The organism is Streptomyces sp., from assembly GCF_035563135.1.
Taxonomy (GTDB): domain Bacteria; phylum Actinomycetota; class Actinomycetes; order Streptomycetales; family Streptomycetaceae; genus Streptomyces.
Genome location: NZ_DATMVN010000031.1, coordinates 1 through 5,293 on the forward strand (window position 1 = coordinate 1; position 5,293 = coordinate 5,293).

The window sequence follows — 5,293 nt, forward strand, 5'->3', positions numbered from 1 at the left end:
GCTCCCGGAACACGGGCGGCGCCGCGCCCTCACCCCGCAGCGGGGCCGGGCCCACCGCCGGCACCCCTCACGGCAGCCGCTCCCCACGAGGCGGTTCAGGCAGCACAGGTAACACGAGCACAGGAGGGGGAGGGCGTTGACGATCCAGTCCCACACGATCGCGCCCCGCCGTACGTATCTCATCGGCCGTGCCCGGCCGAACGCGATCATCGGCAAGAACCGTGAGACAGGCGAGATCGCGCTGATCATCGCCGGGGCGTTCCTCGGCATGATGAGCGGGCTCCTCGTCCCGGTCCTCTCCCTGCGGATCGTGGCCCTCGTGGGATTCCCCATGCTGGCCCTCGCCGTCGTGTACTTCCCCTACAAGGGCCGCACCTTCTACAAGTGGTTCGAGATCAACCGCAGCTTCAAGCGCACCCTGCGCCGCGGCACGGCCTACCGCTCCGCCGCCATGGAGGCCGGGGTCAGCTCCGACGGGCGCGAGGTGGAGATCGGGCCGCCGCCCGGCATCGGCCGGATCAGCTGGCTCGCCGCGCCGTTCGGCCCCGACGAGATCGCCGTACTGCTGCACGCCGACCGGCGTACGGTCACCGCCGCCATCGAGATCGAGGGACCCGGCGTCGGCCTGCGCGACAGCGAGGACCAGGAGGCCCTGGTCGACCGCTTCGGCACCCTGCTCAAGCACGTGGCCAACGGCGACGGTTTCGTGACGCGCCTTCAGATGCTCGCCCGTACGCTGCCCGCCGACCCCGACGCGCACGCCAAGGACGTCGCCCAGCGCGGCGACAGGTCGGCGCCCGGCTGGATCCAGGAGTCCTACGACCAGCTCCAGTCGATGGTCTCCACCTCCAGCGAGCAGCACCGCGCCTACCTCGTCGCCTGCATGCACTACACCCGTGACCTGGCGGCCGAGGCCAACGCCATGGCCCGTGCCATCCGCCCCCAGGGCGGCCGCAGGATCGACCGCGACGCGGGGCTCGCCGTCGTCATGGCACGCGAGCTGACCGACATCTGCGCCCGGCTCGCCGAGGCCGACATCCGGGTCCGCCAGCCGCTCGGCCAGAGCCGGCTCGCCTCCCTCGTGCACTCGATGTACGACCCGGACCACCCCATCGACCACATCCAGGCGATGACGAAACGCAACGCCTGGCCGGCCGAGCTGGACGCGGTGGAGCCGACGTTCCTCCAGGCCAAGACCCGTGAGTCGTCGACGCGCGCCCCCTGGTGCCACTCCACGGCCTGGGTGAAGGAATGGCCGATGACCCCCGTCGGCGTCAACTTCCTGGCGCCCCTCCTCGTGCACACGCCCGACGTGATCCGTACGGTCGCGGTCTGCATGGACCTCGAACCCACCGAGATCGCCATCGAGCGGATGCTGACGGAGAAGACCAACGACGACGCCGAGGCCAGCCGGCAGGCCAAGATGAACCGCACGGTCGACCCGCGCGACATCGCCGCGCACGGCAGGCTCGACCAGCGGGGTGAAGATCTGGCGAGCGGCGCGGCCGGGGTGAACCTGGTGGGGTACATCACCGTGTCGTCCCGGTCCCCCGAAGCTCTCGCCCGCGACAAGCGCACGATCCGGGCCTCGGCCGGCAAGTCGTATCTGAAGCTGGAGTGGTGCGACCGGGAGCATCACCGCGCCTTCGTGAACACCCTGCCGTTCGCCACCGGCATCCGTCGCTGAACGAGAGGACAGTCACGCCATGCGAGATCCGCTGTCCGCGTTGTCGGATGCCTTCACCGCCTTCCTCTTCGGGAACGTGGAGACGACCCGGCTGCCGGTGCGTACGTCCACGGGCCAGGCCCAGGCCGTCTACCTGCCGACCGCCGCGCCCGGCCTCGGTGACTCCGGAGTGATCATCGGGCGTGAGGTGTATTCGGGCAAGGGCTACATCTACGACCCGTTCCAGCTCTACGGGCAGCAGCTGCCCGCCCCGCACTGGCTGGTGCTCGGTGAGTCCGGCAACGGCAAGTCGGCGCTGGAGAAGACCTATGTGCTCCGCCAGCTCCGCTTCCGTGACCGCCAGGTCGTCGTCCTGGACGCCCAGGGCGAGGACGGCGTCGGCGAGTGGAACCTCATCGCCCAGGAGCTGGGCATCACGCCCATCCGGCTCGACCCGACCGCCGCGCTGAACGACGGGATCCGGCTCAACCCCCTCGACCCCTCGATCACCACGACCGGACAGCTCGCCCTGCTCCGTACGATCATCGAGGTGGCCATGGGCCATGGCCTCGACGAGCGGTCCGGTTTCGCGCTCAAGGTCGCTCACGCGTACGTCAGCGCCACCACCACCGAGCGCCAGCCGGTCCTGATGGACATCGTGGAGCAGCTGCGCCACCCGAAGCCCGAGTCGGCCGAGGCGATGAACGTGGACATAGACGACGTACGCGCCTGGGGCCTGGACGTCGCCCTCGTCCTGGACCGGCTCGTCGACGGTGACCTGCGCGGCATGTTCGACGGACCGACCACGATCGGCATCGACCTCGACGCACCGCTGATCGTCTTCGACCTCTCGCACATCGACCGGAACTCCATCGCGATGCCCATCCTCATGGCGATCGTCGGCGTATGGCTGGAGCACACCTGGATCAGACCCGACCGGAAGAAGCGCATCTTCCTGGTCGAGGAGGCCTGGCACATCATCAACTCACCGTTCGTCGCACAGCTCTTCCAGCGCCTGCTGAAGTTCGGGCGGCGCCTCGGGCTGTCCTTCGTGGCGGTCGTCCACCACCTCAGCGACGTCGTCGACGGAGCTGCGGCGAAGGAAGCGGCGGCCATCCTGAAGATGGCCTCCACCCGCACGATCTACGCCCAGAAGGCGGACGAGGCCAGAGCGACGGGCAAGGTCATCGGCCTGCCCAGATGGGCGGTCGAGATCATCCCGACGCTGACCCCCGGTATCGCCGTATGGGACGTCAACGGCAACGTGCAGGTCGTCAAGCACCTGATCACCGAGGCGGAACGCCCCCTGGTCTTCACCGACCGCGCGATGACCGAGGGCTCCGCTGCGGACCTGCTCCCCGAGGACGTACGAGCGGCGGAGCTGGAGGCGGAGCAGCGGGCGGCGAGGATCGAGAACCAGCAACGGCTGAACGAGTCGTCCGAATCAACGGTGGCATGACATGGCACGCCAGGCACCATCCGGTCCGGGGCGCGGCGGCGAGGGCCAGGGCGGTATCCCGGACGGCCTGCTGATCGGCCTCCTGGGCTGTCTCTTCGGGCTCATGGTGCTGGCCTGGACGGCCACGGGCCTGGCCGGGCTGTTCGCCCACGGGGGATGGCCGGACGGGGTCACGTTCATGCGGACGCCGCTGGCCCTGCGCGCCCTGGCCGTCGAACCGTCGGACCTCCCGGGTGCCTGGCCGGACACCCCGCCGGGCGAGCTCTCCGGGTACGGACTGTTCTGGGGCCTGTTCATCGGCGAGGTGATGGTGCTCCTGGTGCTGACGGTGTTCGTGGCCGGCACGGTGGCGCGCCGGCGGCTGGTCCGGAAGCGCAAGGGCGCGGCCCCGGCACCGTACGGACCCGAAGATGAGCCCGTACGCACCCACCCGGCGGGCCGGGAATCCGTGCGGGAAGCCACGCCCGCCCAAGCGTCCCCGCACCCCGCCCCGGCACCCGTCGGGAAGGCCCCGGGCCCCACAGCCTCCGCGTACGCCCAGGAGGCCGCACCCACTGCGCCCCTCGCCGCGTACGCCCAGGAGGCCGCACCCGCCGGCCCCGATCCCCTCGCCGCATACACCCAGCAGACCGCGCCCGCCGGCCCCGAAGCTCTCGCCGCGTACGCGCGGGAGGCCTCCCCGCTGGTCCCCGCACCACGCACCCCCCGCGTCCTCTACGGCCCCTCCGCCACGCGCCGCCCCGCCGTCGTCCAGGCCGTCCGGGACGCCGACGGCCCCGCCCTCGTCGTGACCTCGGACCCCACCGTCTGGGCCGAGACGAAGGACGCCCGCAGCAAGCTCGGCCCCGTCCTCGTCTACGACCCCGGCCACCTCTGCGACACCCCGGCCCGCCTCCACTGGTCGCCCACCGCAGGCTGCGAGGACCCTGCCACCGCGGCCTCCCGGGCGGCCGCGCTCCTCACCCCGGTCCGCCCCCTGGCCCGGGCCGACGAGGCCGTCGCCGACACCGCCCGGACGCTGCTCCAGTGCTGGCTGCACGCCGCTGCCGTGGACGGCCGCCCCTTCCGCCAGGTCCATCGCTGGGCCTCCGGCTCCGGCGGCCGGGAGCCGGTCCGCGTGCTGCGTACCCACCCCAAGGCGGCCTCCGGGCTCGCCGGGCTCCTGGAGTCCGCGCTGACCGCCTATCCCGAACGCCGGGAGGTGGCCCAGGAACTGACCGTGCGGGCCTTCTCGGCGCTCTCCTCGGTCCACGTCCGTGAGGCGTGCACACCCAACCGAGCCGATGCGCTCGTGCTGGATTCTTTTGCACGCGAAGGGGGAACGCTTTATGTGGTCGGTGAACCCATCGAGGATCCCCGCCGCCCCGGTGCGATGCCTCTGCTCACCGCACTCACCTCGCACGTGGTCGAGCACGGCCGCCGCATGGCCGCACGGTCAACCGACGGTCGGCTCGACCCACCAATGACGCTCGTCCTCGACGACGTCGCGGCCGTGGCTCCGCTTCCCCAGCTCCCGGAGCTGCTGTCGGCCGGCCAGGACCAGGGGATGCCCGCCCTGGTCCTGCTCCGCTCCGAGGAACAGGCCCGCGCCCGCTGGCGGGAACACCTGCCGGCACCCGGAGCAGGCTGACCCTGGCCGGACCGCCCGGACCGGACTGGCCGGGCCGACCCGGTCCGCCGTTAACGGCGGATCTCGAACTCCAGCTCCAGCGCCGCCGGGTCGCCCTCCATCAGCAGCGTCCTCCCGGTCGGTACGAAGCCGAACCGGCGGTAGGATGCCTCGGCCCGCGCGTTGGCCTCATGGACGTACAGGCGCACCCGCTCCAGCGGCGGCCCGGTCAACGACCACGCCCAGTCGACCGCCTCGCGGAACAGCGCGTCCACCAGCCCGCGGCCCCGGTGCTCCGGCCGGACGAACACCGCCACCAGATGGGCCTGGTCGACCTCGGCCGCCTCCCCGAAACCCGGCTCGCCCGCCGGTCTCTCCACGAGCACCGACACCGTCCCCGCCCACTGCCCGCCAGGCGCCTCGGCGATGAACTGACGCACGTGCTCCCCCACGGCAGCACCCGCCGTCCGCTCCTGCCAGAACACGTCGGGCTGGGCCAGCGCATGCTCGTACGTCTCCAGGAAGGCGATCGGGGCAGCAGGGTCCCGCAGCGCGGCCA

General features: G+C 71.7%; 4 protein-coding genes. 3 read left to right on the forward strand and 1 reads right to left on the reverse strand.

Translation table 11 applies throughout. The annotated features are described in order from the left end of the window. Positions 1-136 precede the first annotated feature (136 nt). From VN520_RS01565 to VN520_RS01575, 3 genes are read left to right on the forward strand one after another with little or no spacing between them, the layout of a single operon-like run. Entirely contained in the window at positions 137-1,687 is a 1,551-nt protein-coding gene (locus tag VN520_RS01565) for an SCO6880 family protein (protein ID WP_325744998.1), read from the forward strand. A 19-nt stretch (positions 1,688-1,706) separates the two neighbouring features. Further along, positions 1,707-3,125: an ATP-binding protein gene (locus tag VN520_RS01570; protein WP_325744999.1), complete on the forward strand. Its 1,419-nt coding sequence runs from the start codon at positions 1,707-1,709 to the stop codon at positions 3,123-3,125. Between the two features lies 1 nt (position 3,126). Continuing rightward, entirely contained in the window at positions 3,127-4,755 is a 1,629-nt protein-coding gene (locus VN520_RS01575) for a type VI secretion protein (RefSeq protein WP_325745000.1), read from the forward strand. 50 nt (positions 4,756-4,805) lie between these two features. On the opposite strand, the gene VN520_RS01580 is transcribed toward VN520_RS01575, so the two are convergent. Beyond that, the coding region (locus VN520_RS01580) for a GNAT family N-acetyltransferase (RefSeq protein ID WP_325745001.1) at positions 4,806-5,293 on the reverse strand (488 nt) is incomplete at its 5' end.